Raw genomic sequence first — 20,968 nt, forward strand, 5'->3', positions numbered from 1 at the left:
GATCAGCGTCGCGACTTCTTCCTCTGACCGGCCTTACCTTTCGGACGTGACAGACGCACGACCTTGCGGGCGTTCTCCTCGGCCGTGGTGCGCACGGTGGGGATGGAGCGCGGCGCCAGGCCGTAGAGCGAGGCCATCGGGGCGTCTTCGACGATGGCGATGTCGTGTTCGCCATAGCCGTTGAAGCCGGTCGACATGGCGACGCCATAGGCGCCGAGCATGCCGATTTCGATGAAATCGCCTTCGCGGATGTCGGCCGGAAGCCAGAACGGACCCGGCATATGGTCGATCGAGTCGCAGGTCGGACCATAGAACTGGAACGCCTTCAGCTCGGACGCAGCCTCGCCGTCCCGGACCAGTTTGGTCGGGAAGGGCCAGCGCGAGTGGGTCGCGTCGAACAGCGAGCCGTAGGAGCCGTCGTTCAGATACAGGGCGTCGCCCTTGCGCAGGTCCACACGGGCCAGGATCGACGAGGATTCGGCGACGATGGCCCGGCCGGGTTCGCACCACAGCTCGGTCGTTTCCGACACCGGCATCTCGTTGAAGCCGCGATGGATGGCGTCGGCGTATTCGCTCATGTCCGGCGGAACCATGCCGGGATAGACCGAGGGGAAGCCGCCGCCGACATCGACGATGTCCACGATGACGCCCGCACGGCTGATCGAACGGCCGACCTGGGCCATGGCCGCCTGATAGGCGGTCGGGCGCATGCACTGGCTGCCGACATGGAAGCTGACGCCCATCAGCCCGTCCTTGACCGCCTGGCGCGTGGCCAGCAGCAGGGCCGGGGCCTGGTCGGCGGGAACGCCGAACTTGCCCGACAGGGTATAGGCGGCGCCGTCGGCCGAAACCGCCATGCGCACGATCAGGTTCAGGTCGTCCGCGCCGCCGGTGGCGTCGAGGATCTTGTTCAGCTCATCCACGCAGTCGAGCGAGAAGGTGCGAACGCCGTGTTCGAAATAGGCCTTGGTGATCGCAGACCGGCTCTTGACCGGATGCATGAAGGCCAGGCGAACGTCATGGCTGACCGAACGCACCAGTTCGATCTCGGCGATGGACGCCACGTCGAAACCGCGAACCCCGGCCTCGATCAGGGTCTCGATGACCCAACGCGACGGATTCGCCTTCACGGCATAGAAGACGTCGGCTTTTAGATTATCCTGGAACCAAAGCGCCGCTACGGATACCGAACGCGGTCGCACGAGGGCGACGGGACGTTCAGGGGACCGCTCACGGACCAGGTCCAGGGGAAGCTGATACGTGCGCAATTCACGTAACCCCCTGCTAATTGTGAAACCCAGACCGGCGTTAGCAGCGCTTAACGGTTAGACCACGGGGTCCGCCGGAAGCCGCGATATGGGGGCATCGGACTGTCATGTAAAGGGGTTTTTTCGTGGCGGGGCCTGGGTTTGGACTGTCACAAATCCCCCGCGACAGTGTCACAGCCCCCCAGGGGCGCAACCTTGGCCTTTTCACGCCGTTGATGAACGGGAGGCGTGAATGAATCGATGGCTGTTCCTGTGGCGCAAGACGCGGCGCCAACTGTGGGTGCGGGCGACCGCCTACGCCGTCTTCGGCCTGGCGGCCTCGCTGCTGGCGGCGGCCCTGTCGCCCTGGGTGCCCCAGGACATGGCCGAGCGCCTGGGCGGAGAATCGGTCGAATCCATCCTGACCATACTGGCGTCCAGCCTGCTGGGCGTCGCGACCTTTTCGGTCGGGGCCATGGTGACGGCCTATACGTCGGTGTCGTCCGCCGCCAGCCCCAGGGTCGCGGCCCTGGTGACCAGTGACGAGGAAACCCAGAAGTCGCTGGCGACCTTCGTCGGCGCCTTCCTGTACGCCATCGTGTCGGTGACGGCGATCAACGCCCATTACTACGGCCAGAACGGCCGGGCGATCCTGTTCCTGTTCAGCCTGGCCATGGTCGGGCTGGTGGCGTTTCGCCTGCTGGCCTGGATCAACCGCCTGTCCAGCCTGGCGCGGGTCGGGCACATGATCGAGCTGGTCGAGTCCTATGCGCGGGATGCGCTGGAACAGCGCCGTGACCTGCCGCGACTGGGCGGCCGGGCGGGCGGCCTGGAAAACGGCGCCGTCGTCGTCGCCCCCGCCACCGGCTATGTCCAGAACGTCGATCCCGACCGGCTTCAGACCCTGGCCGAGGCGCGCGACTGTCAGGTCGAGGTCGTGGCTGCGCCGGGCGCCTTTGTGCGGCGCGGCGGGGTGCTGGCGCGCATCAGCCTGACCGCCTGCGACGACACGGCGCAGGCCGACTTCTGCTCGGCCTTCGCCCTGGGCGATTCCCGGTCCTATGATCAGGATCCGCGTTTCGGCCTGATCGTGCTGGGGGAGATCGCCGCCAAGGCCCTGTCTCCCGGCGTCAACGATCCCGGAACGGCGATCCAGATCATCGGCGCGGGCGTCCGCCTGCTGGACGTCTGGACGGCCGACGCCAGTCCGGAAAAACAGCCCCCGCATCGCGACCGGCTGTTCGTGCCGGGAATCGCCGACGCGGACCTGCTTGACGATGTTTTCGGACCGGTGGCCCGTTACGGGGCCGGAGACGTCGCCGTCGCCGTGCGGCTTCAGAAGGGCCTGAAGACTCTGGCGACGACGCCGGCCCTGGCCGGGGCGGTGGAGGTTCTGGCCCGCGAGGCGCTGGACAGATCGCGCGTCGCCCTGCCGATCGCCGCCGATGTCGCACGGGTCGAGGCGGCGGCCGAGGCCGGTTGAACGGGTCGGGTCTGGACGAGATTGCGCCTGCCGTGCGATTAAGACTTGCCCAGAAGCCTTTGTCGCGTCATGCGGCGCCCGTTCGCCACAGCCTCCCAGCGAGTTCATGACCTCATCCGCAGCCGCCGTCGCCCCCGGGCTTGTCCTGGCGCGTGACGTGTCGAAGACCTTCGGATCGCGAAAGGCGCTGGACGGCGTCTCGATCTCCGTGGCCTCGGGCGAGATGGTCGCCCTGATCGGCCCGTCGGGATCGGGCAAGTCCACCCTGCTGCGCTCCATCACCGGCCTGCAGTCCATCGATCCCGGCAAGGGGACGATCAGCGTCTTTGGTGAAACCGTCCAGAAGGACGGGCGCGTCACCGGCGCCGTGCGCCAGGCGCGCGGCAAGCTGGGCATGATCTTCCAGCAGTTCAATCTGGTCGGGCGGCTGAGCCTGTTCTCCAATGTCATGCTGGGCGCCCTGGGGCGTCTGCCGGCCTGGCAGGGCCTGCTGGGCCTGTGGCCCCAGGCCGACAAGGATCGCGCCATGGCGGCCCTGCACCGGGTCGGGGTCAGCGACTACGCCGGGCAGCGCGCCAACACCCTGTCGGGCGGCCAGCAGCAGCGGGGCGCCATCGCCCGCGCCATCGTGCAGGGCGCCAAGGCCATCCTGGCCGACGAACCCGTCGCCTCGCTGGACCCCGTGTCCGCCCGCAAGGTCATGGAGCTGCTGGTCGAGTTGAATCGCCGCGACGGCATGGGGGTGATCGTCACCCTGCACCAGGTCGACTACGCCATCCGCTACTGCGACCGCGTCATCGCGCTGCAGGGCGGCAAGATCGTCTATGACGGTCCCGCCACGGGCCTGGATCAACAGCGCCTGATCGATATCTATGGTCCTGAATTCGAGGACGCGTTCTGGGAGACCAAGGCATGAGCCCGTTTCAAGCTTCTTTGGCGCGTCGCTTCGTAGCGAAGGCCGGCGTCGCCGCCCTGGGCGCCGCGATGATCCTGGGCCTCGCCTCGTGCGGCGGGGGCGACGAGAAGCCGGCGGCCGGGACCATGCCGTCGGAACTGACCTTCTCCATCCTCTCGGCCGAGGGCCAGGCCTCTTCGGGCCCGCTGTGGCAGCCGCTGCTGGACGACATGTCCAAGGCCGTCGGCGTGCCGGTGAAGCCCTTCTTCGCGGGCAACTACAATGTCCTGATCGAGGCCATGCGGTTCAACCAGACCCAGGTGGCCTGGTTCTCGGCCAAGCCGGCCCTGGAAGCCGTGGACCGCGCCCAGGGCGAGGTCATCGCCCGCATCGTCGATCCCGAGGGTCGCGACAGCTACACCTCGACCCTGATCGTGCGCAAAGGCTCGGGCGTCACGCTGGACAAGGTGCTGGCCTGCGGCAAGCAGTATGATTTCGGCATCGGCGACGCCCAGTCCACCTCGGGCACGCTGGCGCCCCTGACCTTCCTGTTCAATCCGCGCGGCATCGTGCCGGCCCAGTGCTTCAAGACCGTGCGCTCGGCCAGCCACCAGGCCAACGCCTTCGCCGTCGCGACCGGCGTGGTCGATGTTGCGACCTCCAACTCGGTCAACACCGTCTTCATGCGCCGCGAGAACCCGCAACTGGCGTCGCAGATCGAGGACATCTGGGTGTCGCCGCCGATCCCGGAATCCGGCATCGTCATCCGCGAGGATCTGGATCCGGCGCTGAAGGAGAAGCTGCGCAGCTTCTTCCTGACCTACGGCCAGGGCCAGGGCCCCGAGGCCGAGCGCCAGCGTCAGGTGCTGGCGGGCCTGAACTATTCGATGTTCCGCGCCGCCGACGATTCCTACCTGGACCCGGTGCGCGAGATGGTCGCCGACCAGAAGCTGAGCGAGGCCAGGGCCAAGAACGACCAGGCCGGCGTCGCCGCCGCCGAACGCGACCTGGCCGCCCTGCGCGCCAAGCGTGAGGTCCAGCCTTGACCGAAGCCAGCCTCGACATGGCGGCCAAGGGCGGCGTCGCCCCGACCGCCATCCCCTCCGCGCCGACCAAGTCGCTGTCGGCGACCCTGTTCGACCTGATGCTATGGGGCGGTCTGGCGATCATCCTGATCGCCAGCTTCGGCAAGGTGGACATGCAGAATTTCGGCCGGCTGTTCTCGGGCTCGTCGAACATCTCCACCTATGGCGCCGACCTGCTGCGGCCCGACTGGGGGGCCATCTTCCCGCCGGGAGACTTCTGGACGTCGTTCACCCATGTCTTCACCCAGCCGACGACCAGTCTGGCGGGCCAGATGTGGCTGACGGTGCAGATCGCCCTGTGGGGCACCTTCCTGGCCGTCTTCATCGCCCTGCCCCTCAGCCTGATGGCGTCGCGCAACATCGCGCCCGGCTGGATGGTCTTCATCGTGCGCCGGTTCATGGACCTGCTGCGGTCGATCCCCGACCTGGTCATCGCCACCCTGTTCATCGTCGCCGTGGGCCTGGGTCCGCTGGCCGGCGTGCTGGCCCTGGCGCTGAACACCGGCGGGGTTCTGGCCAAGCTGTTCTCCGAAGCGGTCGAGTCGATCGACAAGGGGCCGGTCGAAGGCGTGCGCGCCACCGGCGCCGGCAAGCTGCACGAGATCGTCTGGGGCGTCTTTCCCCAGGTGGCGCCGCTGTGGACCTCGTTCGCCCTGTATCGGTTCGAATCCAACAGCCGCGCGGCCACGGTGCTGGGCCTGATCGGGGCCGGCGGCATCGGCCAGACCCTGTTCGAGAGCATCCAGGCCTTCGACTACAGCCGGGTCGCCGCCATCGCCATCGTCATCGTGGTCGCCGTGACCCTGATCGACACCCTGTCCCAGGTCATGCGCAAACGCCTGCTGTAACGGTGGGCGCCGTGCCCGGGACGCAGGAAAAACAGTCACACTCGTCTGGTCTAACCGTCGTGAAATCGATGCTCAGGGAGATCTTCAAATGATCCGCACACTGAAACTGGCGACGGCGGCCGCCGCCCTTCTGGCCCTGGCGGCCTGCGGCGACGGCTCCGGCGGCGGGAGCTCGGGCGCCCGTTCGGGCATCTGGTCGGCCGGTTCATCGACCGTCTTCCCCTTCGCCACCCGCGTGGCCGAGAATTTCGCCCGCACCGCCGGCGGCGCCGCGCCCCGCGTCGAATCCCTGGGCACCGGCGGCGGCATCCAGGCCTTCTGCCAGGGCGTCGGCCCGAACACCCCGGACATCGCCAACGCCTCGCGTCCGATGAAGGCGTCGGAGTTCGACCTGTGCCAGAAGAACGGCGTCACCGACATCGTCGAGATCAAGATCGGCTTTGACGGCATCGTCGTCGCCACGGCCCGCAACGGCAACGGCTTCAACTTCGAACTGAACGACCTGTACGAAGGCCTGGCCAAGGAAGTGCCCGGCCCCGACGGCCAGTTCGTCGCCAACCCGGCCAAGACCTGGAACGAGGTCAACAAGGGCCTGCCGAACCAGCGGATCCAGGTCTATGGCCCGCCGCCCACCTCGGGCACACGCGACGCCTTCCTGGAGCTGGGCATGACGCCGGGCGCCAAGCTGGTGCCCGCCACCGCCGCCGTGGAGAAATCCGACAAGGACCGGTTCGAGGCCCTGGCCCACACCCTGCGCGAAGACGGCGCCTGGATCGACTCGGGCGAGAACGACAACGCCATCGTCCAGACCCTGACCCGCACGCCCGGTTCGCTGGGCGTGTTCGGCTATTCCTTCCTGGAACAGAACCTGGACACGGTGAAGGCCGAGACCATCGACGGCGTCACCCCCAACGCCGACACCATCGCCAGCGGCGAATACCCGCTGTCGCGCAGCCTCTTCATCTATGTGAAGAAGGCCCATATCGGCGTGATCCCCGGCCTGCAGCAGTATATTCAGGAATTCCTCTCGGAAGGCGCCGCAGGCAAGGGCGGCTATCTGGCCGACCGCGGCCTGATCCCGCTGCCCGAAACCCAACTGGTCGCCCAGCGCGCGACCGCATCGGCCATGACCCCGATGCAGCGGCCCGCCAAGTAGGGCGGAACCGACGGCCGTCCTGCCCCTTCTTTCGCCGGTCCGCACCGGCTAAGAGGGGCGGGATAGCTGTCAGGATTCATTGATGACCACCAAGCCCGCGCGTCTGCGCAAGGCCGTTCTGCCCGTCGCGGGCCTCGGCACCCGCGTTCTTCCCGGCACCAAGACCACGCCCAAGGAACTGCTGAACGTCGTCGATCGGCCGATTCTGTCCTATATCGTGGAAGAAGCCCGCGAAGCCGGGATCGAACACATCGTCTTCGTCACCGGCCGGTCCAAGGGCGCCATCGAGGACTATTTCGATCACCAGATCGAGCTTGAGGCCCAACTGCTGGCCAAGGGCAAGATCGAGATTCTCGAGATGATGAACGCCGAGCTGGCCTCGGCCGGCGAGATGAGCTTCACCCGCCAGATGCAGCCCAAGGGGCTGGGCCACGCCGTCTGGTGCGCCCGCGACATCATCGGCGACGAACCCTTCGCCGTCATCCTGCCCGACGTCATCGTCGATTCGCAGCCCGGCGCCCTGAAACAGCTGGCCGAGGTCTATGCCGAGACCGGCGGCAATATCATCGGCGTGGAATCCGTCGACGTCGAACAGGCCCACAAATACGGCATCGTCGATCCGGTCGGCCGTCAGGGCAACCGGATCGAGATGAAGGGGATGGTCGAGAAGCCCGCCCCCGGCACGGCGCCGTCCAATCTGTCGATCTCGGGCCGCTACATCCTTCAGCCGGAGATCTTCGACCTGCTGGCGACCCAGGAGAAGGGCGCCGGGGGCGAGATCCAGCTGACCGACGCGATGGCCCGCCTGATGGAGCGCCAGGCCTTCACCGCCGTCGAATACGCGGGCGTCACCCACGACTGCGGCGACAAGATCGGCCTGCTGCGCGCCAATGTGGCCCTGGCCCTGAAACGTCCCGACCTGGGCGAGGCGGCGCGGGCGGCGATTGCGGCCCTGCTTTAAGCACAGACCGACGATCTCCTTCCCCCCTGCGGGGGAGGGGCGTCGCGTCAGCGACGGGGCGGGGGCGGCAAGGCGACGCCGCTCAGATCTTCTAATGTCGGGGACGGGTCGCGCGGCCCTTCCCACCCGGCTTCGGCTCCGCCTTCGCCCCCCTCCCCCGCAGGGGGAGGGAGAAGACGTTGAGCCCGTGGCCTGCGCCTGCTAACCCTCCGCGCAAATCATCAGGAGACGTATCATGGCCGCTTCCGAAGGCTGGAACATGCCGACCGGCGAACTCATGAAGGGCAAGAAGGGCCTGATCATGGGGGTGGCGAACGCCAATTCGATCGCCTGGGGCATCGCCTCGCAACTGGCGGCCCAGGGGGCGGAACTGGCCTTCACCTATCTGGGCGAGGGGCTTGAGCGTCGGGTGCGGCCGCTGGCCGAGAGCGTGGGCGCCAGGCTGCTGATCCAGGCCGACGTCACCGACGACGCCTCAATGGACGCCGCCTTCGCCGAGCTGGAAAAGGAGTTCGGCACGATCGACTTCGTCGTCCACTCGGTCGCCTTCGCCAACAAGGACGAGCTGAAGGGGTCGTTCGTCGAGAACACCAGCCGCGACAGCTTCCTGCTGGCCATGAACATCTCGGCCTTCAGCTTCGTGGACGTGGCCAAGCGCGCGTCGAAACTGATGCCGAACGGCGGGTCGATGATCACCATGACCTACCTCGGCTCGGAACGGGCCATCCCAAACTACAACACCATGGGCGTGGCCAAGGCGGCGCTGGAGGCGGCGACGCGCTATATCGCCCGTGACCTGGGGCCCAAGGGCATCCGCGTCAACGCCATCTCGGCCGGCGCCATGCGCACCCTGTCGCTGGCCGGCATCTCGGGCGGCCGCGGCATGATCAGCCAGGGCCGCGCCATGTCGGCCATGAAGGAAGACACCTCGATGGAAGGCGTCGCCGGGGCGGCCCTGTGGCTGTGCTCGGACCTGGGCCTGTCGACCACGGGCGAAGTCGTCCACGTCGACGCCGGCTTCCACATGATGGGTCTGGCCGGCGACGAGGAATAGGGGCGTCCCCTGTCCATTTCCGAACCGTCCGCCCCCCTGCTGACGCCGTCCGCCGTTTCGGCGGCGGCGGTGGCGACCGTCGTCGGCTTCGGCGGCACGGTGGCCCTGGTGGTGCAGGCGGGTCAGGCGCTGGGCGCCCACCCCGCCCAGATCGTGTCGATGGTCACGGCCCTGTGCCTGGGCATAGGCGTGCCGGGCATGGTGCTGAGCTGGCGACTGCGGATGCCGGTCGTCCTGGCCTGGTCGACGCCCGGCGCGGCCCTGCTCGCGGCCTCCACTCTGGGGCTGGGCTGGGCCAACGCCGTCGGCGCCTTCGTCGTGGCGGGCGTGTTGATGCTGCTGACCGGCCTGTTGCCGGTCCTGGGACGGCTGGCCCAGAAAATCCCCGCCTCGGTCGCCTCGGCCATGCTGGCGGGCGTGCTGTCGCCCTTCGTGCTGAGACTGTTCAAGGTCGCGCCCGACGAGCTGACCTTGGCGGCCGGCCTGCTGGCCGTCTTCATCGTCGTGCGCCGCCTTTGGCCCGCCTGGGCCCTGCCCGCCGTCCTGGGCGCGGCTTTCGTCGTGCTGATGCTCAGGAACCAGATCGGCCTGCCGCCGGGGACCGGCCTGTTCGGGACGCTGTCGCCCGTCATCCCCGCCTTTGACTGGAAGGTCGCCGCCAGTCTGGGCCTGCCGTTGTTCCTGGTGACGCTGGCGTCGCAGAACCTGCCGGGCCTGGTGGTGTTGCGGGCCGCCGGATATGCGCCCCCGGCGAACCTCCTGATCCTGGCGACGGGCCTGACCAGCGTGATCGCCGCGCCGTTCGGGGCGCACGGAGTCAATCTGGCCGCCATAACCGCCGCCCTCTGCACCGGGCCGGACGCCCACCCGGATCCGGCGCGACGCTGGATCGTCGGGGTGATCTATGGCGGCTTCTATATCCTGGTGGCGCTGTTCGCGGCGCCTCTGGCGGGACTGTTCATCGCCATGCCGCCAGCGGTGCTGGCCATCATCACGGGCCTGGCCTTGATCGCCGCCCTGACGGGTGCGCTGAGCGCCATGCTGGCCAAGGCCGACGAGCGCGAAGCCGCCGTCCTGACCTTCGCCGCCACCGGATCGGGGATCGCCCTGTTCGGCATAGGCTCGGCCTTCTGGGGCCTGGTCGTCGGCTTCGCGGCCCTGGGCGCGCTGCGCTGGATCAGACCGAAAGCCTGATCCAGCGCCCCGGCCCCGCCGGGTCGCCTCAGTCCCGCAGCGACGCCGGGACCTGGCCGCCGTTTTCCGCCAGCTTGTTCCAGACCGCCCTGGACAGGGCGGTGTTCTGCTCGGCCGAGCCGTGTTCGCCGGCGTGGACGTTCAGCTCCTCGGCCAGTTCCTTGCGGGCGGCCAGGCTGGAATCCAGATCCAGCAGCTTCAGCAGATCGACGATCGAGGTGCGCCAGTTGCCGCCGCCCCCCCTGGATTCGGCCAGATCGCTGAGCACCGCCTCGACGTCGACCGGGGGCAGGACAGGCGCCGCCGTCGCAATGGGCGCAGCGCCCGGCGTGGGGGGCGCGCCGCCGACGGTCGGCGACGGCGCGGGGGCCGTCTTCGGTTTGTGGCCGGTGATCTTGTTCCAGATCGAAGAGAAGATGCCCATCGGTCGCGCTCCTGTTGGTGTGGCGAGACAACGCGGCCAATGGGCGAGGGTTCAGCCCCGCGCCGGAATCGCCAGCCCGCGCTGCACCGCCGGACGGGCCAGGCCGCGCTCCAGCCAGGCGGCGACGTGCGGGAAGTCGTTGAAGCCGACGATCTCGCCCGCCTCGTAGAAGCCGATCAGGTTGCGGACCCAGCCCAGCGTAGCGACGTCGGCGATGGAATAGTCGCCCCGGCCCTCGCCCACGATCCAGTCGCGGGGGGCGCCGCCATCATTGGCCAGCCGTGTTTCCAGCACGCCCAGCAGACGGCGGCTTTCGGCGACGTAGCGGTCGCGCGGACGCTTGTCCTCATAGTCCTTGCCGGCGAACTTGTGGAAGAAGCCCAGTTGGCCGAACATCGGGCCGATCGCGCCCATCTGGAACATCAGCCACTGGATCGTCTCATAGCGGGTCGCCGGATCGTTCGAGAGCAGTTTGCCGGTCTTTTCCGCCAGATAGATCAGGATGGCGCCGGACTCGAACAGGGCCAGCGGCTGTCCGCCGGGGCCGTCCGGGTCGAGAATGGCGGGGATCTTGCCGTTGGGGTTCAGCGAGAGGAATTCCGGCCCCCAGGTCTCGTTGGCCATGATGTCGATGAAGTGCGGCTCATAGGCCAGGCCGACCTCTTCCAGCATGATCGACACCTTCACGCCATTGGGCGTGGGCAGGGAATAGAGCTGCAACCGGTCGGGATGCCGGGCCGGCCAGCGGCCGGTGATCGGAAAGGCGGACAGGTCGGTCATGGGTTCGGCCTCGGCGTGGTGATGAACAACCATGTCGGCGCCATGCGCGAGGTTCGCAACTGTCATCGGCACGATTTGGTCGCGGACTTGTGTCTGGAAACGGACCGAGGACGGCGCCAGCTTGGCCGTGACCGATCACAGGTCGCAGGAAGGGAGACGCCCGATGGCGCACAAGTTCGAGATCTACAAGGACAAGGCCGGCGAGTTCCGAGTCCGGTTCAAATACAATTCCGAGACCCTGTTCTCGACCGAAGGCTACAGCTCCAAGGCCTCGGCCCAGAACGCCATCGACTCCATCAAGAAGAACGGCCCGGACGCCGAGGTCGAAGACAACAGCTAATCCGGCTCGCGCTCGCCCACCTCGGTCGGCGGGACGGCCAGAAGCCAGCCGTCGGCCAGGTGCAGCTCGGGCGTCGCTGCCTTGGTGAAGGGCAGATACCAGGTCGGGCCGCCGGTCGCGGGGGCGATCTCCAGCATGTCGTCGGCGCCGAAATTCTGGACCGACTTGACCGTGCCCATGACCTCGCCCGCCGTGTCGCGGACCTCGACGCCCAGCAGGTCGGCGAGATAGAATTCGTCCTCGTCCGGTTCGGGGAAGCGGTCGCGGGGAACATAGAGTTTCAGGCCGCGCAGGGCGTCGGCCTGTTCCTTGGTGGCGATCTCCTTGGCCCGGCCGACCACGCCGCTCTTGTCCGGGCGGGTCGCGGACAGGGTCAGGGCGACCGTGCCGTCGGCGCGCAGCAGCGGGCCATAGGCGGTCAGGGCCAGGGGATCGGCGGTGAAGGCGGTCACCCGCACCTCGCCCCGCACCCCGAAACCGCCGCCGATCTGGCCGACGAGGATCAATCTGCTGTCCGTGGTCATGGTCTGTGTCCGTCGTCCTAGATCTTCCCCCGCTTGCGGGGGAAGTGTCAGCTCGTCGAGCGCAGCGAGACGGCTGACGATGGGGGAAGTGTCGCGACACTTCCCTCTCCGACCCTGGATCGGCTGCGCCGATCGCCGGGCCACCTCTCCCGCAAGCGGGAGAGGGTCTAGTAGCGCATGAAAAAGGCGGCGTCGAAGGACGCCGCCTTGATCGTGTCGAGACCGAAAGCCTTAGGCTTCGGTCTTTTCTTCGGTTGCTTCTTCAGCAGCCGGAGCTTCTTCGGCGGCGGCTTCAGCGGCGGGCGCTTCTTCAGCCGGGGCTTCTTCGACAGCCGGAGCAGCCGCGGCGGCGGCGGCTTCTTCCTTGGCGCGGGCGGCGGCTTCAGCGGCCTCGACCTTGGCGGCGGCTTCGGCTTCCAGGCGGTCGGCTTCGCGCTGGGCGCGTTCCGCGGCGCGCTCTTGCGCCTTCTTGCCGGGCTGGGCCTTGTTCGGGTTGTTGGACTGGGTCCACTTCACCTTGGCGCCCAGGGTCTCGTCCTGCGACAGGAAGCGGGCGACGCGGTCGGTCGGCTGGGCGCCCTTGCCGAGCCATTCGGCGATACGCTCGACCTTCAGGGCGACGCGCGGAGTGGCGCCGTCCTTGGGCAGCATCGGGTTGTAGCTGCCGACCTTCTCGATGAACTTGCCGTCGCGGGGCGAGTGCGAGTCGGCGATGACGATGTGGTAGTAGGGGCGCTTCTTGGCGCCGCCGCGGGCCAGACGAATCTTCAGCATTTTCAGTCTCTTTCTAGGAAGTCGTTATTTCTTGGGAGGGAAGCCCGGCAGGCCCGGAAGGCCTCCCGGAAGTTGTCCGCCGCCCCCGAGGGGGTTTCCAAGTCCCGCGAGGCGGTCCTGGATGGCTTTCAGGTCGTCGGCGCTGGGTTCCGGCGTCTTGCCGCCGCCCAGGGCCTTCAATCGGTTCAGATCGGGGCCGCCGCCCATGCCCGGCATGCCGGGGATGCCGCCGCCGCCGCCGAGGCCGCCCAGCATGGCGGCCATCTGCTGCATCTTCTTGGGTCCGCCGCGCGCCATCTGCTTGACCACGTCGGCCATCTGGCGGTGCTGTTTCAGAACCCGGTTCACGTCCTGGACATCGACGCCGGCGCCGGCGGCGATCCGCTTCTTGCGGCTGGCGTTCAGCAGGTCGGGCTTCTTGCGCTCGACCTTGGTCATCGAGGAGATGATGGCTTCCTGGCGCAGGATCATGCGGTCGTCGATGCCGCTCTCGGCCATCTGACCCTTCATCTTGGCCACGCCGGGCAGCATGCCCATGATGCCCTGAAGCCCGCCCATCCGCTTCATCTGCTGCAGCTGACCGGCCAGGTCGTCCAGGTCGAACTGGCCCTTGGCCAGTTTGCGGGCCATCTTCTCGGCCTTGGCCTGGTCCAGGTCCTGCGACGCCTTCTCGACCAGGGCGACGATGTCGCCCTGGCCCAGGATGCGGCCGGCGACGCGGCGGGCGTCGAAGACGTCCAGCGCATCGACCTTTTCGCCGGCGCCCAGATATTTGATCGGCAGGCCGGTGACGGCCCGCATCGACAGCATGGCGCCGCCGCGACCGTCGCCGTCGGCGCGGGTCAGGACCAGGCCCGTCAGGGGCAGGCGGGCGTGGAAGGCGGCGGCGGTGCGGACCGCGTCCTGGCCGGTCAGGCTGTCGGCGACCAGCAGGGTCTCGACGGGCTTGGCGATCTCGGCGACCTCGGCCACCTCGTTCATCAGCCCTTCGTCCAGGGTGATGCGGCCGGCGGTGTCGAGGATCAGGACGTCGAAGCCCTGGAGCTTGGCCGATTGCAGCGCCCGGCGCGTGATCTGGACCGCGCTCTCGCCCGCCACGATGGGCAGGACGGCGACGTCGATCTGTTTGCCCAGCTGGGCCAGCTGTTCCATCGCGGCCGGACGACGCGTGTCCAGCGAGGCCATCATGACCTTCTTGCGATCGAACTTGGTCAGGCGCAGCGCCAGCTTGGCCGAGGTCGTGGTCTTGCCCGAGCCCTGAAGGCCGGCCATCAGCACCACGGCGGGCGGAGTGGCGTTGGTGTTGAGCGGGACCGGCTCTTCGCCGCCCAGCATCTCGATCAGGCCGTCATAGACGATCTTGACCACCTGGTCGGCCGGCTTGACCGAACGGATGACCTCTTCGCCCGTGGCGCGCTCGGTGGCGAAGGCGATGAATTCCTTGACGACCGGCAGGGCGACGTCGGCCTCGAGCAGGGCCACGCGCACTTCGCGCATCGCCTCGGCGACATCCTTTTCGGACAGGGCGCCGCGGCCGGTGATCCGGTCGAAGACGCCTGTCAGCCGCTCGTTCAGAGCCTCGAACATTCACTACCTCGTGGCGACGGGTGAAGCGGCTCCATACGACAACGGCCTCTGGCGACGATCACGTCGGCAGAGGGTTCTCGCCCACCTCGTTCTCTTTTTTGGGCTATCGGCCTTGCGGCCTGCTTGAGCCCGAATGGGCTGTGCTCAAGCAGCGCGGAGCGCGGTAGCACGACAAAAGAGCTGTCGTGTGGGTGGAGACGCGAGGTTCACTTGCGTCGGAAGCGGCGGCTTATGAAGGAAAACAAGGGGAATGTCGAATCCCAACGCCACAGATTCTCTCGCCGTGCGCACGGCGGAGGCCCCTTCCCGGTTCAGACGGAGATGTTCAGCAGCACGGCCTGCGTCTTGCCCTGGGCGGCCGCGTCCTTGACCTTGGCCTCCAGCGCCTCCTGCAGCTTCTGGGCGACCAGCTTGGCGATCTCGTCCTCGATCGTGGCGCGGGCTTCCTTCGGCAGGGCGGCGACGTCGCGCTCGCTCATATTCTTGTCCGACAGGACCTGCTCGCGGAGCCGCGCCTTGAGCTTCTCCATCTGCTGCTCATGCGCCCAGGCGCTGAGCCCCTTCTCACGAATCTGGTCAAGATCGTTCTGAAGGACAGAAGTGGGCTTATTTTGCCCGGCGGATGCGCTCTGGCCGACCGAGCCCACACTGCCAAGGAAGCTGCTAACCGACGAAATCGACAAGACATTCTCCTTTCCGAAATAGTCGACGACGCGACTGTTGCGGAAAGGCTTGCAACCCGCGTGCCGAAATCAGTCCTCAGGCGTCTCGGCCGGCGTCTCGTCCTTCTTCGGTTCGGAGCCCGGCTCGGTGACGACGATGGTCTCGGGCGGGGCGGACAGTTTGGACAGGTCGCCGCCGGCGCGCAGGACGTCCAGGGCGCGTTGCAGCTGGTAGTCCTTCTCCTTGTCGAAGTCCTTGCCCGGGGCCTCGCGCGGCGTGTGCGGCCCCTTGCGTTCCGCACCGATGGAGGAGTCCAGGGCGGTGGCGTAGGCGGCTTCGGAATAGATGAAGCTGGAGCGCGAGACGATGCGGGCCTCGGCCTCGGACCGGGCGACCTCCAGATCCGGCTCGATGCCGATCTTCTGGATCGAGGCGCCGGACGGCGTGTAGTAGCGGGCCGTGGTGATCGACAGGGCGCCGTCCTGGCCCTGGCGCAGCGGGATCACCGTCTGGACCGACCCCTTGCCGAAGCTGGTCAGGCCGACAATGGTCGCCCGCTCATGGTCCTTCAGGGCGCCGGCGACGATTTCCGAGGCCGAGGCCGAGCCGTAGTTGACCAGGACCACCACCGGCAGGCCGCCGGTCAGGTCGCCGGGCTTGGCGGAATAGCGCTGGATCTGCTCGGGCTTGCGGCCGCGCTGGCTGACGATCTCGCCGCGTTCCAGGAAGGCGTCGGACACGTCGATGGCGGCGTTCAGCAGACCGCCGCCATTGTTGCGCAGGTCCAGGACATAGCCCTTCACGCCGGGCTTCTCGGCCTTGATCTTGGCGATGGCCTCGGTCAGTTCGCGGCCGGTGTTCTCGTTGAAGGTCGAGACGCGCAGATAACCGAAATCGCCTTCGACCCGGCCCGTGACCGACTGAACCTTGATGATCTCGCGGGTCAGGACGACCTCGAGCGGGTCCTCGCCGTCGCGCAGGAAGGTGACGCGCACGCTGGTGCCGACGGATCCGCGCAGTTTCTCGGACACCTGGCTGACGGTCAGGCCGGAAGCGTTCTGGCCCTCGATGGATGAGATGACGTCGCCGGCCTGAACCCCGGCCTTGGCGGCGGGGCTTTCGTCCATCGGCGAGATGACCTTCACCAGGCCGCCCTCGGAGGTGATGGTCAGGCCGACGCCCGAATACTGCCCCTCGGTCCGCTCACGCAGCTCGTCATAGTTGGACGGCGGCAGATAGTTGGAGTGGGGGTCCAGCGCCGTCATCATGCCGGCCAGGGCCGCCTCGATCAGCTTCTTGTTGTCGACGGGGACGACATAGGCCTGCTCGACGATGCCGACCACGTCGCCGAACAGCTCCAGCATCCGGAAGGTTTCGTTGCGGGGCGTCTGGCTGGTGGCGACGGCGGCCGAGCCGCCGAGAACCAGGGCGGCGCAGCCGACGAGGAGCAGTTTACGCATTCGGTCTCTTTCGGTCGGGCCGATCATGAAAGGCGCCCGTTGCAAGGGTAAGGCCCCGCAGACACGACGAAATCGTGGCGGCGCAGCGTCACGCCGATAAAATCAGCGTCAGGTTGGAAAGCAAGGCCTTATCGCATCTCGGCCATTTCGCCGCCTCCCAACTCGCCGTCAGAGGCAAGAGGCCGGAAATGACGCCTGTCGGAGCCTATTTCAGCCAGGGACCGGGATCGATGGGCCGTTCCTCGCGCCGCAGTTCGAAATAGACGTCGCCGTCGGGGCCGCTGCGTCCCAGGGTCTGGCCGTCCGAGACGCGGGCGTCGTGCGCCACGTCCACGCTTTCCAGCCCGGCGATGACCGCCCGCCAACCGGGGCCGAGGTCCAGAATCACCACCTGGCCCCAGCCGGTCAGGGGGCCGGCGTAGGCGACCTTGGCGTCGGCGGGGGCGGTCACGGCCGCGCGGTCGGCCCGCCAGCGCCACCCCGAGGTCCCTGCCCCCCAGGTCTGGCTGGGCGCGCCCTGGACGGGCGAACTGAGGCGGGTGCGGCCGGCGGGCAGGCGCGCCGGGGCCGCCTCGGCCGTAGCGGCGGCGGGGACGTCGCCGCCCAGTTCGCGGATACGGTTCTCCAGCACGCGGGCCGCGCGTTCGGCGGTGCGGGCCTCGGCGTTCAGGACGGCGGTCAGAGCGGTCTTGCGCGCCGTCAGCCCCTCGATCTCGGCGCGGCGGTCGCCCTGGGCGCTTTCCGTGGTCAGCAGCCGTTCGGAAGACAGGACCGCCAGGCGGCGGATGCGCATGATCTCGGCCTGACGCGCGGCCAGGGCCTGGGCGCGCCTTTCCAGGTCGGGCGTCATGGCCCGCAGCAGGATGGAGGCGCGCACCGTATCCACCGCCTTGTCCGCCGGAATCAGCAGGGGCGGCGGGGGGCGACGGCTCATCATCTGCAGGGCGCTGAGCAGCCGGCCCTGGGCCCCGCGCTCCCGGGCCAGGTTCGTGACCAGTTCGGCCTCGCGTTCGCTGAGCTGGCGCAGGCGGGCGCGCTGGTCGTCGATCTGGCGGTCGTCGGTCCGTTCGTCGGCGCGCAAGGCCGCCAGGCGTCGCTCCAGCTGGGCCAGTTCGGACTTGGCCGCATCGGCGTCGGCGCGCAGGCGGCGCGCCCGCACGGCCTCGTCGCGGTATTCGGCCTGGGTGCGGGCCAGCTCGCTTTCAGGCGCCTGCCGGCCCACGGCGGGCGCGGCGAGCACGAGGCCCGTCAGCAGGGCGAGAGAGAGTGTGGCGGCGCGACGCATGTCAGTCGCGATGATAGGGTGATCCGGCCAGGATGGTCACGGCCCGATAGAGCTGTTCGGCCAGCATGGCGCGAGCCAGGGCGTGGGGCCAGGTCTGGGGACCGAAGGCCAGGGTCGAGGAAGCGGCCGCGCGCACGCTGTCGTCCAGCCCGTCCGCCCCGCCGATGGCGAAGACCAGACGGCGTTCGCCCTGATCGCGGAGTTTGGCGACATGGTCGGCGAAGGCGCGCGAGGAATAGGTCTTTCCACGCTCGTCGCAGGCGATCAGGTGCGACCCTTCCGCAGCCGCGAGGATCAGTTCGGCCTCCGGCCCCTTGCCCGGCTTCTTGGCTTCCAGGTCGATCAGTTCAAGGGGGCCGAGGCCAAGCGCGCGTCCGGACAGGGTGGCGCGCTTGGCGTAGTCGTCGGCGAGGGTCGCCTCTGGCCCTCGGCCCGGTCGGCCGATGGCGACGATCCCCAGCCTCATGGTCTCAGTCGCGGACCATGCGGTGGGCGGAATCGACGGCCCAGATCTTCTCAATATTGTAGAAGGTGCGCACTTCCGGGCGGAACAGGTGGACGATCACGTCGCCGGCGTCGATCAGGACCCAGTCGCAATGCGGCAGGCCCTCGACCTTGGCCTTGCCCAGGCCCTGTTCCTTCAGCGTGCGCAGCAGGTGGTCGGCGATGGCGCCGACATGGCGGTGCGACCGGCCCGACGCCACGATCATGGTGTCGGCCATGGCGCTTTTGCCCTTGAGATCGATCAGAACCATCTCCTGGGCCTTGTCCTCGTCGAGGCGGCTCAGAATGGCTTCTTCAAGCGGGGTCGAGCCGATCGGGCGCGGTGCGGAATCGCCGAAGGCGCTGGGCGCGCCGTCGGATTCAAAGCCGTCTTCGGAATGCAGAGGTTCTATGGCATCCATCTCGTGCGCCGTGTTCGAAACGGCGGCGTCTTGCGTATCATACGCGGGCGAGGGGGTCAGCGGAGGGCTCCAGGAGCATTGACTAAAGAAGCCCTCTAGCACGGATAGGCCGGTCCGTGAACCGGCGCCCCGATCACGAGGCCGCGCGTCGTCCGGTTCCGGTGCGGATCGCGGTCGAGGACAGGGGGTTCAGCGGCGCCGTCAGATAGGTCCAGGCGGGCGCCGACAGGGTCGGCAACAGACCCGCCTGCTCGGCCGGAACGCGGAAGGTCGCGAACCGCGCGGCCGCCGGGGCGGTGCGGCTGTCCAGCAGGGAGCCCGGCCGGGCGATCACCGCCACCGGCATCAGCCGCATGATGTCGGTCCAGCCGCGCCAGCGATGGAAGCTGGCCAGATTGTCCGATCCCATCAGCCAGACGAAATGCACGCCGGGATGCCGCGCGACCAGCAGGCGCAGGGTGTCGACGGTCCAGGCCACGCCGGTGCGGGTCTCGAAATCCGAAATGATCATCGACGGGCCGCGGGCGTGTTCACGCGCCGAAGCCATGCGTTCGGCCAGGGGCGCGCTGTGGCGGGCGTCCTTCAGCGGGTTCTGCGGCGAGACCAGCCAGACGACCCGGTCCAGGCCCAGGCGGCGCATGGCCGTCTCGGCCACATGGGCGTGACCGTCGTGGGCCGGATTGAAGGAGCCGCCGAACAGGCCGACCTTCATTCCCGGCGTCAGGATCAAACCGTCCCGCAACCCCCCGGATCGGGGGCCGGCGCCTTTGGGCGCGGGACCGGCGTGAAAGAAGGACAAGCGGGACGTCTCGGGGAGTTATGCTCAGCGGCGCCCTTATCATGGGGCTCGGCGCCTGTCCCCCGATTAATCGTCCGCCCTCAGACCGCCGCCTCGAACAGGGCGTCGCGGGCGACGTCGGCATGGGTCATGGGGAACAGATGGCCGCCGCCGGCGACCACCTCGACCGTCACGTTCGGCAGGCCGCGCGGCGCGACCGGCACATGGGTCAGGGCGCCGTGCTCGGCCTTCAGAATATGGATCGGCCCCGGATAGCGGCGCAGGGCCCGCCAGGGATCATGCGCCTGGGCGGCGTAGTTGGCGGCCTCCCAGACCGGGGTGGCGGTCAGCGTCAGACCGTCCGGCGTCTCGACCAGGCCCTCGGACAGATAGTCGGCCAGCACCCGGTCGGGCCAGCCCTTGAAGGCGCCGCGTCCGCGATAGGCGGCCATGGCCTGTTCGCGGCTGTCGAACACCGGGCGACGGCGGCGTGTGGCCCTGGCGATGGGGATGTCCTTCATCAGCCGGTGGGCGAAGGGCAGGTTGAAGGCGAAGACCGCCGCGCGCCGCCAGATCACCGGATCGAACAGGACCAGGCTCGACACCCGATCCGGCCGTTCGGCCGCCGCCAGCAGCGAGGCGGTTCCGCCCATCGAATGGCCGGCGAGGACCACCGGCGGCCCGTCGATCGCCTCGATCAGGGCCAGGATGTCGTCGCGGTGATCCAGCCAGCTGGACTTGGGCCGGGCGAACACCGGCAGGTCCGACCCGCCGTGGCCGCGCAGATCCGGAGCCCAGATCCGCAGACTGGCCGACAGGGGCGACAGCAGGCTGCGGTAGGTGGCGGCGTTGAAGCCGTTGGCGTGGGAGAAGATCAGGTCCACGGGCCGCTTCGGGTCGCCGAAGTCCATCACGGACATCCGGCCCGCGCCCCAGTGATTTTTGATCGGCACGCTGAGTCGACGGGGCGGGGACATCAGCGCAGCATCCATGATCATGCGGCCTGACGACAGGCGGCGCAGAGTCCGTGCGCCTCTATGGTGGTGCGGGCGATGGCGTAGCCGGCGGCGGCGGCGGCGGCGTCCATGGCGCCCTGGTCCGGCCCGTTGATCTCGCGCGTCGCCCCGCAGCAGTCGCAGATCAGGAAGGCCGCCGCATGGGGCGCGGTGTTTTCTTCATGTCCGGCGCAGGCGACATAGGCGCTGATGGAGGCGATGCGGTGGGCCATGCCCTGGCGTTCCAGAAACTCCAGGGCGCGATAGACGGTCGGCGGCTTGGCGGCCTGGCCGTCCTCGCCGAAGCGGGCGATCAGGTCATAGGCCTTCACCGGCTCGCCGGTCTCGAGCAGAAGGAACAGCACCCGTCGACGCGGCGGCGTCATCCGCTCGCCCGCCGCCGTCATGCGCGCTTCCGCCCCCTCCAGCGCGCGGATCAGGGCTGCGCCGTGCAGGCCCGCATGATCGTGATCGTGGTCGCAGGTGGAGGTCATGCGCCACAGCTAATGGCTGAGCGGCCTGGCCGCAAC

At 68.3% G+C, this 20,968-nt stretch carries 23 protein-coding genes; 9 read left to right on the forward strand and 14 right to left on the reverse strand.

Annotated elements, in window-relative coordinates; translation table 11 throughout:
• Nucleotides 1–2: 2 nt before the first annotated feature.
• Nucleotides 3–1,268 (reverse strand): type III PLP-dependent enzyme, encoded by a 1,266-nt coding sequence (locus AC1RSI_RS02240; protein WP_035307304.1) that lies wholly within the window; start codon nt 1,266–1,268, stop codon nt 3–5.
• Between the two features lie 232 nt (nt 1,269–1,500).
• Here AC1RSI_RS02240 and AC1RSI_RS02245 point away from each other — a divergent pair, with 232 nt between their 5' ends.
• The 8 genes from AC1RSI_RS02245 (at nt 1,501) to AC1RSI_RS02280 (ending at nt 9,923) form a co-directional block, all read left to right on the forward strand.
• A complete protein-coding gene (locus tag AC1RSI_RS02245; RefSeq protein WP_154726129.1) occupies nt 1,501–2,730 on the forward strand; it encodes a DUF2254 domain-containing protein in 1,230 nt (409 codons plus the stop codon).
• 106 nt (nt 2,731–2,836) lie between these two features.
• Complete coding sequence (gene phnC / locus AC1RSI_RS02250) at nt 2,837–3,646, forward strand: phosphonate ABC transporter ATP-binding protein (RefSeq protein ID WP_008264302.1); 810 nt, start codon at nt 2,837–2,839, stop codon at nt 3,644–3,646.
• Entirely contained in the window at nt 3,643–4,671 is a 1,029-nt protein-coding gene (gene phnD, locus AC1RSI_RS02255) for a phosphate/phosphite/phosphonate ABC transporter substrate-binding protein (protein WP_008259855.1), read from the forward strand. The genes phnC and phnD overlap by 4 nt, the downstream gene beginning before the upstream one ends.
• On the forward strand, nt 4,668–5,558 hold the full coding sequence (phnE, locus tag AC1RSI_RS02260; protein ID WP_008258633.1) for a phosphonate ABC transporter, permease protein PhnE: 891 nt from the start codon (nt 4,668–4,670) through the stop codon (nt 5,556–5,558). Before phnD ends, phnE begins: the two co-directional genes overlap by 4 nt.
• A gap of 88 nt (nt 5,559–5,646) precedes the next feature.
• A complete protein-coding gene (locus AC1RSI_RS02265; RefSeq protein ID WP_035307307.1) occupies nt 5,647–6,714 on the forward strand; it encodes a substrate-binding domain-containing protein in 1,068 nt (355 codons plus the stop codon).
• 82 nt (nt 6,715–6,796) lie between these two features.
• The gene (galU, locus tag AC1RSI_RS02270; protein WP_008259420.1) at nt 6,797–7,675 is read left to right on the forward strand and encodes a UTP--glucose-1-phosphate uridylyltransferase GalU; all 879 of its coding nucleotides are present in this window, start codon (nt 6,797–6,799) and stop codon (nt 7,673–7,675) included.
• A 259-nt stretch (nt 7,676–7,934) separates the two neighbouring features.
• Nucleotides 7,935–8,729, forward strand: a complete 795-nt coding sequence (locus AC1RSI_RS02275; protein ID WP_164952750.1) for an enoyl-ACP reductase FabI — start codon at nt 7,935–7,937, stop codon at nt 8,727–8,729.
• Between the two features lie 39 nt (nt 8,730–8,768).
• Nucleotides 8,769–9,923, forward strand: a complete 1,155-nt coding sequence (locus AC1RSI_RS02280) for a benzoate/H(+) symporter BenE family transporter (RefSeq protein ID WP_035309167.1) — start codon at nt 8,769–8,771, stop codon at nt 9,921–9,923.
• A gap of 28 nt (nt 9,924–9,951) precedes the next feature.
• On the opposite strand, the gene AC1RSI_RS02285 is transcribed toward AC1RSI_RS02280, so the two are convergent.
• Both AC1RSI_RS02285 and AC1RSI_RS02290 read right to left on the reverse strand, forming a co-directional pair.
• Nucleotides 9,952–10,347 carry a DUF3597 domain-containing protein gene (locus AC1RSI_RS02285; protein WP_008264261.1) on the reverse strand — a complete coding sequence of 132 codons (396 nt, stop codon included), beginning with the start codon at nt 10,345–10,347 and terminating at the stop codon, nt 9,952–9,954.
• A 51-nt stretch (nt 10,348–10,398) separates the two neighbouring features.
• Nucleotides 10,399–11,127, reverse strand: a complete 729-nt coding sequence (locus AC1RSI_RS02290; protein ID WP_035309174.1) for a glutathione S-transferase N-terminal domain-containing protein — start codon at nt 11,125–11,127, stop codon at nt 10,399–10,401.
• Between the two features lie 163 nt (nt 11,128–11,290).
• Between AC1RSI_RS02290 and AC1RSI_RS02295 the strand changes: the two genes are divergently transcribed.
• On the forward strand, nt 11,291–11,467 hold the full coding sequence (locus AC1RSI_RS02295) for a YegP family protein (RefSeq protein ID WP_008260025.1): 177 nt from the start codon (nt 11,291–11,293) through the stop codon (nt 11,465–11,467).
• On the opposite strand, the gene rimM is transcribed toward AC1RSI_RS02295, so the two are convergent.
• The 11 genes from rimM to AC1RSI_RS02350 form a co-directional block, all read right to left on the reverse strand.
• Nucleotides 11,464–11,991: a ribosome maturation factor RimM gene (rimM, locus tag AC1RSI_RS02300; RefSeq protein WP_008258910.1), complete on the reverse strand. Its 528-nt coding sequence runs from the start codon at nt 11,989–11,991 to the stop codon at nt 11,464–11,466. The genes AC1RSI_RS02295 and rimM overlap by 4 nt on opposite strands.
• 231 nt (nt 11,992–12,222) lie before the next feature.
• On the reverse strand, nt 12,223–12,765 hold the full coding sequence (gene rpsP / locus AC1RSI_RS02305; protein WP_008263068.1) for a 30S ribosomal protein S16: 543 nt from the start codon (nt 12,763–12,765) through the stop codon (nt 12,223–12,225).
• Between the two features lie 24 nt (nt 12,766–12,789).
• Entirely contained in the window at nt 12,790–14,352 is a 1,563-nt protein-coding gene (gene ffh / locus AC1RSI_RS02310; protein WP_154726092.1) for a signal recognition particle protein, read from the reverse strand.
• Between the two features lie 311 nt (nt 14,353–14,663).
• Nucleotides 14,664–14,882 carry a hypothetical protein gene (locus tag AC1RSI_RS02315; RefSeq protein ID WP_008262658.1) on the reverse strand — a complete coding sequence of 73 codons (219 nt, stop codon included), beginning with the start codon at nt 14,880–14,882 and terminating at the stop codon, nt 14,664–14,666.
• Nucleotides 14,883–15,104: 222 nt separating this feature from the next.
• On the reverse strand, nt 15,105–16,475 hold the full coding sequence (locus tag AC1RSI_RS02320) for a S41 family peptidase (RefSeq protein ID WP_035309155.1): 1,371 nt from the start codon (nt 16,473–16,475) through the stop codon (nt 15,105–15,107).
• 205 nt (nt 16,476–16,680) lie between these two features.
• Nucleotides 16,681–17,760 carry a murein hydrolase activator EnvC family protein gene (locus AC1RSI_RS02325; RefSeq protein ID WP_154726093.1) on the reverse strand — a complete coding sequence of 360 codons (1,080 nt, stop codon included), beginning with the start codon at nt 17,758–17,760 and terminating at the stop codon, nt 16,681–16,683.
• Between the two features lies 1 nt (nt 17,761).
• The gene (rlmH, locus tag AC1RSI_RS02330; protein WP_008262378.1) at nt 17,762–18,226 is read right to left on the reverse strand and encodes a 23S rRNA (pseudouridine(1915)-N(3))-methyltransferase RlmH; all 465 of its coding nucleotides are present in this window, start codon (nt 18,224–18,226) and stop codon (nt 17,762–17,764) included.
• Nucleotides 18,227–18,230: 4 nt separating this feature from the next.
• A complete protein-coding gene (gene rsfS, locus AC1RSI_RS02335; protein WP_008264216.1) occupies nt 18,231–18,665 on the reverse strand; it encodes a ribosome silencing factor in 435 nt (144 codons plus the stop codon).
• A 133-nt stretch (nt 18,666–18,798) separates the two neighbouring features.
• Nucleotides 18,799–19,407, reverse strand: coding sequence for a nicotinate-nucleotide adenylyltransferase (locus tag AC1RSI_RS02340; RefSeq protein WP_268865004.1), 609 nt, complete (start codon nt 19,405–19,407; stop codon nt 18,799–18,801).
• A 137-nt stretch (nt 19,408–19,544) separates the two neighbouring features.
• Nucleotides 19,545–20,435, reverse strand: a complete 891-nt coding sequence (locus AC1RSI_RS02345) for an alpha/beta fold hydrolase (protein WP_419178331.1) — start codon at nt 20,433–20,435, stop codon at nt 19,545–19,547.
• A gap of 2 nt (nt 20,436–20,437) precedes the next feature.
• Entirely contained in the window at nt 20,438–20,932 is a 495-nt protein-coding gene (locus AC1RSI_RS02350) for a Fur family transcriptional regulator (RefSeq protein WP_447941403.1), read from the reverse strand.
• Nucleotides 20,933–20,968: the final 36 nt, after the last annotated feature.

Source organism: Brevundimonas sp. GW821-FHT10E09, assembly GCF_058809375.1.

Coding starts and splice junctions, on each gene's coding strand:
- AC1RSI_RS02245 (WP_154726129.1), top strand. CDS start 1,501: ATGAATCGATGGCTGTTCCTGTGGCGCAAGACGCGGCGCCAACTGTGG.
- phnC (WP_008264302.1), top strand. CDS start 2,837: ATGACCTCATCCGCAGCCGCCGTCGCCCCCGGGCTTGTCCTGGCGCGT.
- phnD (WP_008259855.1), top strand. CDS start 3,643: ATGAGCCCGTTTCAAGCTTCTTTGGCGCGTCGCTTCGTAGCGAAGGCC.
- AC1RSI_RS02265 (WP_035307307.1), top strand. CDS start 5,647: ATGATCCGCACACTGAAACTGGCGACGGCGGCCGCCGCCCTTCTGGCC.
- galU (WP_008259420.1), top strand. CDS start 6,797: ATGACCACCAAGCCCGCGCGTCTGCGCAAGGCCGTTCTGCCCGTCGCG.
- AC1RSI_RS02275 (WP_164952750.1), top strand. CDS start 7,935: ATGCCGACCGGCGAACTCATGAAGGGCAAGAAGGGCCTGATCATGGGG.
- AC1RSI_RS02285 (WP_008264261.1), bottom strand. CDS start 10,347: ATGGGCATCTTCTCTTCGATCTGGAACAAGATCACCGGCCACAAACCG.
- AC1RSI_RS02290 (WP_035309174.1), bottom strand. CDS start 11,127: ATGACCGACCTGTCCGCCTTTCCGATCACCGGCCGCTGGCCGGCCCGG.
- AC1RSI_RS02295 (WP_008260025.1), top strand. CDS start 11,291: ATGGCGCACAAGTTCGAGATCTACAAGGACAAGGCCGGCGAGTTCCGA.
- rimM (WP_008258910.1), bottom strand. CDS start 11,991: ATGACCACGGACAGCAGATTGATCCTCGTCGGCCAGATCGGCGGCGGT.
- rpsP (WP_008263068.1), bottom strand. CDS start 12,765: ATGCTGAAGATTCGTCTGGCCCGCGGCGGCGCCAAGAAGCGCCCCTAC.
- ffh (WP_154726092.1), bottom strand. CDS start 14,352: ATGTTCGAGGCTCTGAACGAGCGGCTGACAGGCGTCTTCGACCGGATC.
- AC1RSI_RS02315 (WP_008262658.1), bottom strand. CDS start 14,882: ATGGAGAAGCTCAAGGCGCGGCTCCGCGAGCAGGTCCTGTCGGACAAG.
- AC1RSI_RS02320 (WP_035309155.1), bottom strand. CDS start 16,475: ATGCGTAAACTGCTCCTCGTCGGCTGCGCCGCCCTGGTTCTCGGCGGC.
- AC1RSI_RS02325 (WP_154726093.1), bottom strand. CDS start 17,760: ATGCGTCGCGCCGCCACACTCTCTCTCGCCCTGCTGACGGGCCTCGTG.
- rlmH (WP_008262378.1), bottom strand. CDS start 18,226: ATGAGGCTGGGGATCGTCGCCATCGGCCGACCGGGCCGAGGGCCAGAG.
- rsfS (WP_008264216.1), bottom strand. CDS start 18,665: ATGGATGCCATAGAACCTCTGCATTCCGAAGACGGCTTTGAATCCGAC.
- AC1RSI_RS02345 (WP_419178331.1), bottom strand. CDS start 20,435: ATGGATGCTGCGCTGATGTCCCCGCCCCGTCGACTCAGCGTGCCGATC.
- AC1RSI_RS02350 (WP_447941403.1), bottom strand. CDS start 20,932: ATGACCTCCACCTGCGACCACGATCACGATCATGCGGGCCTGCACGGC.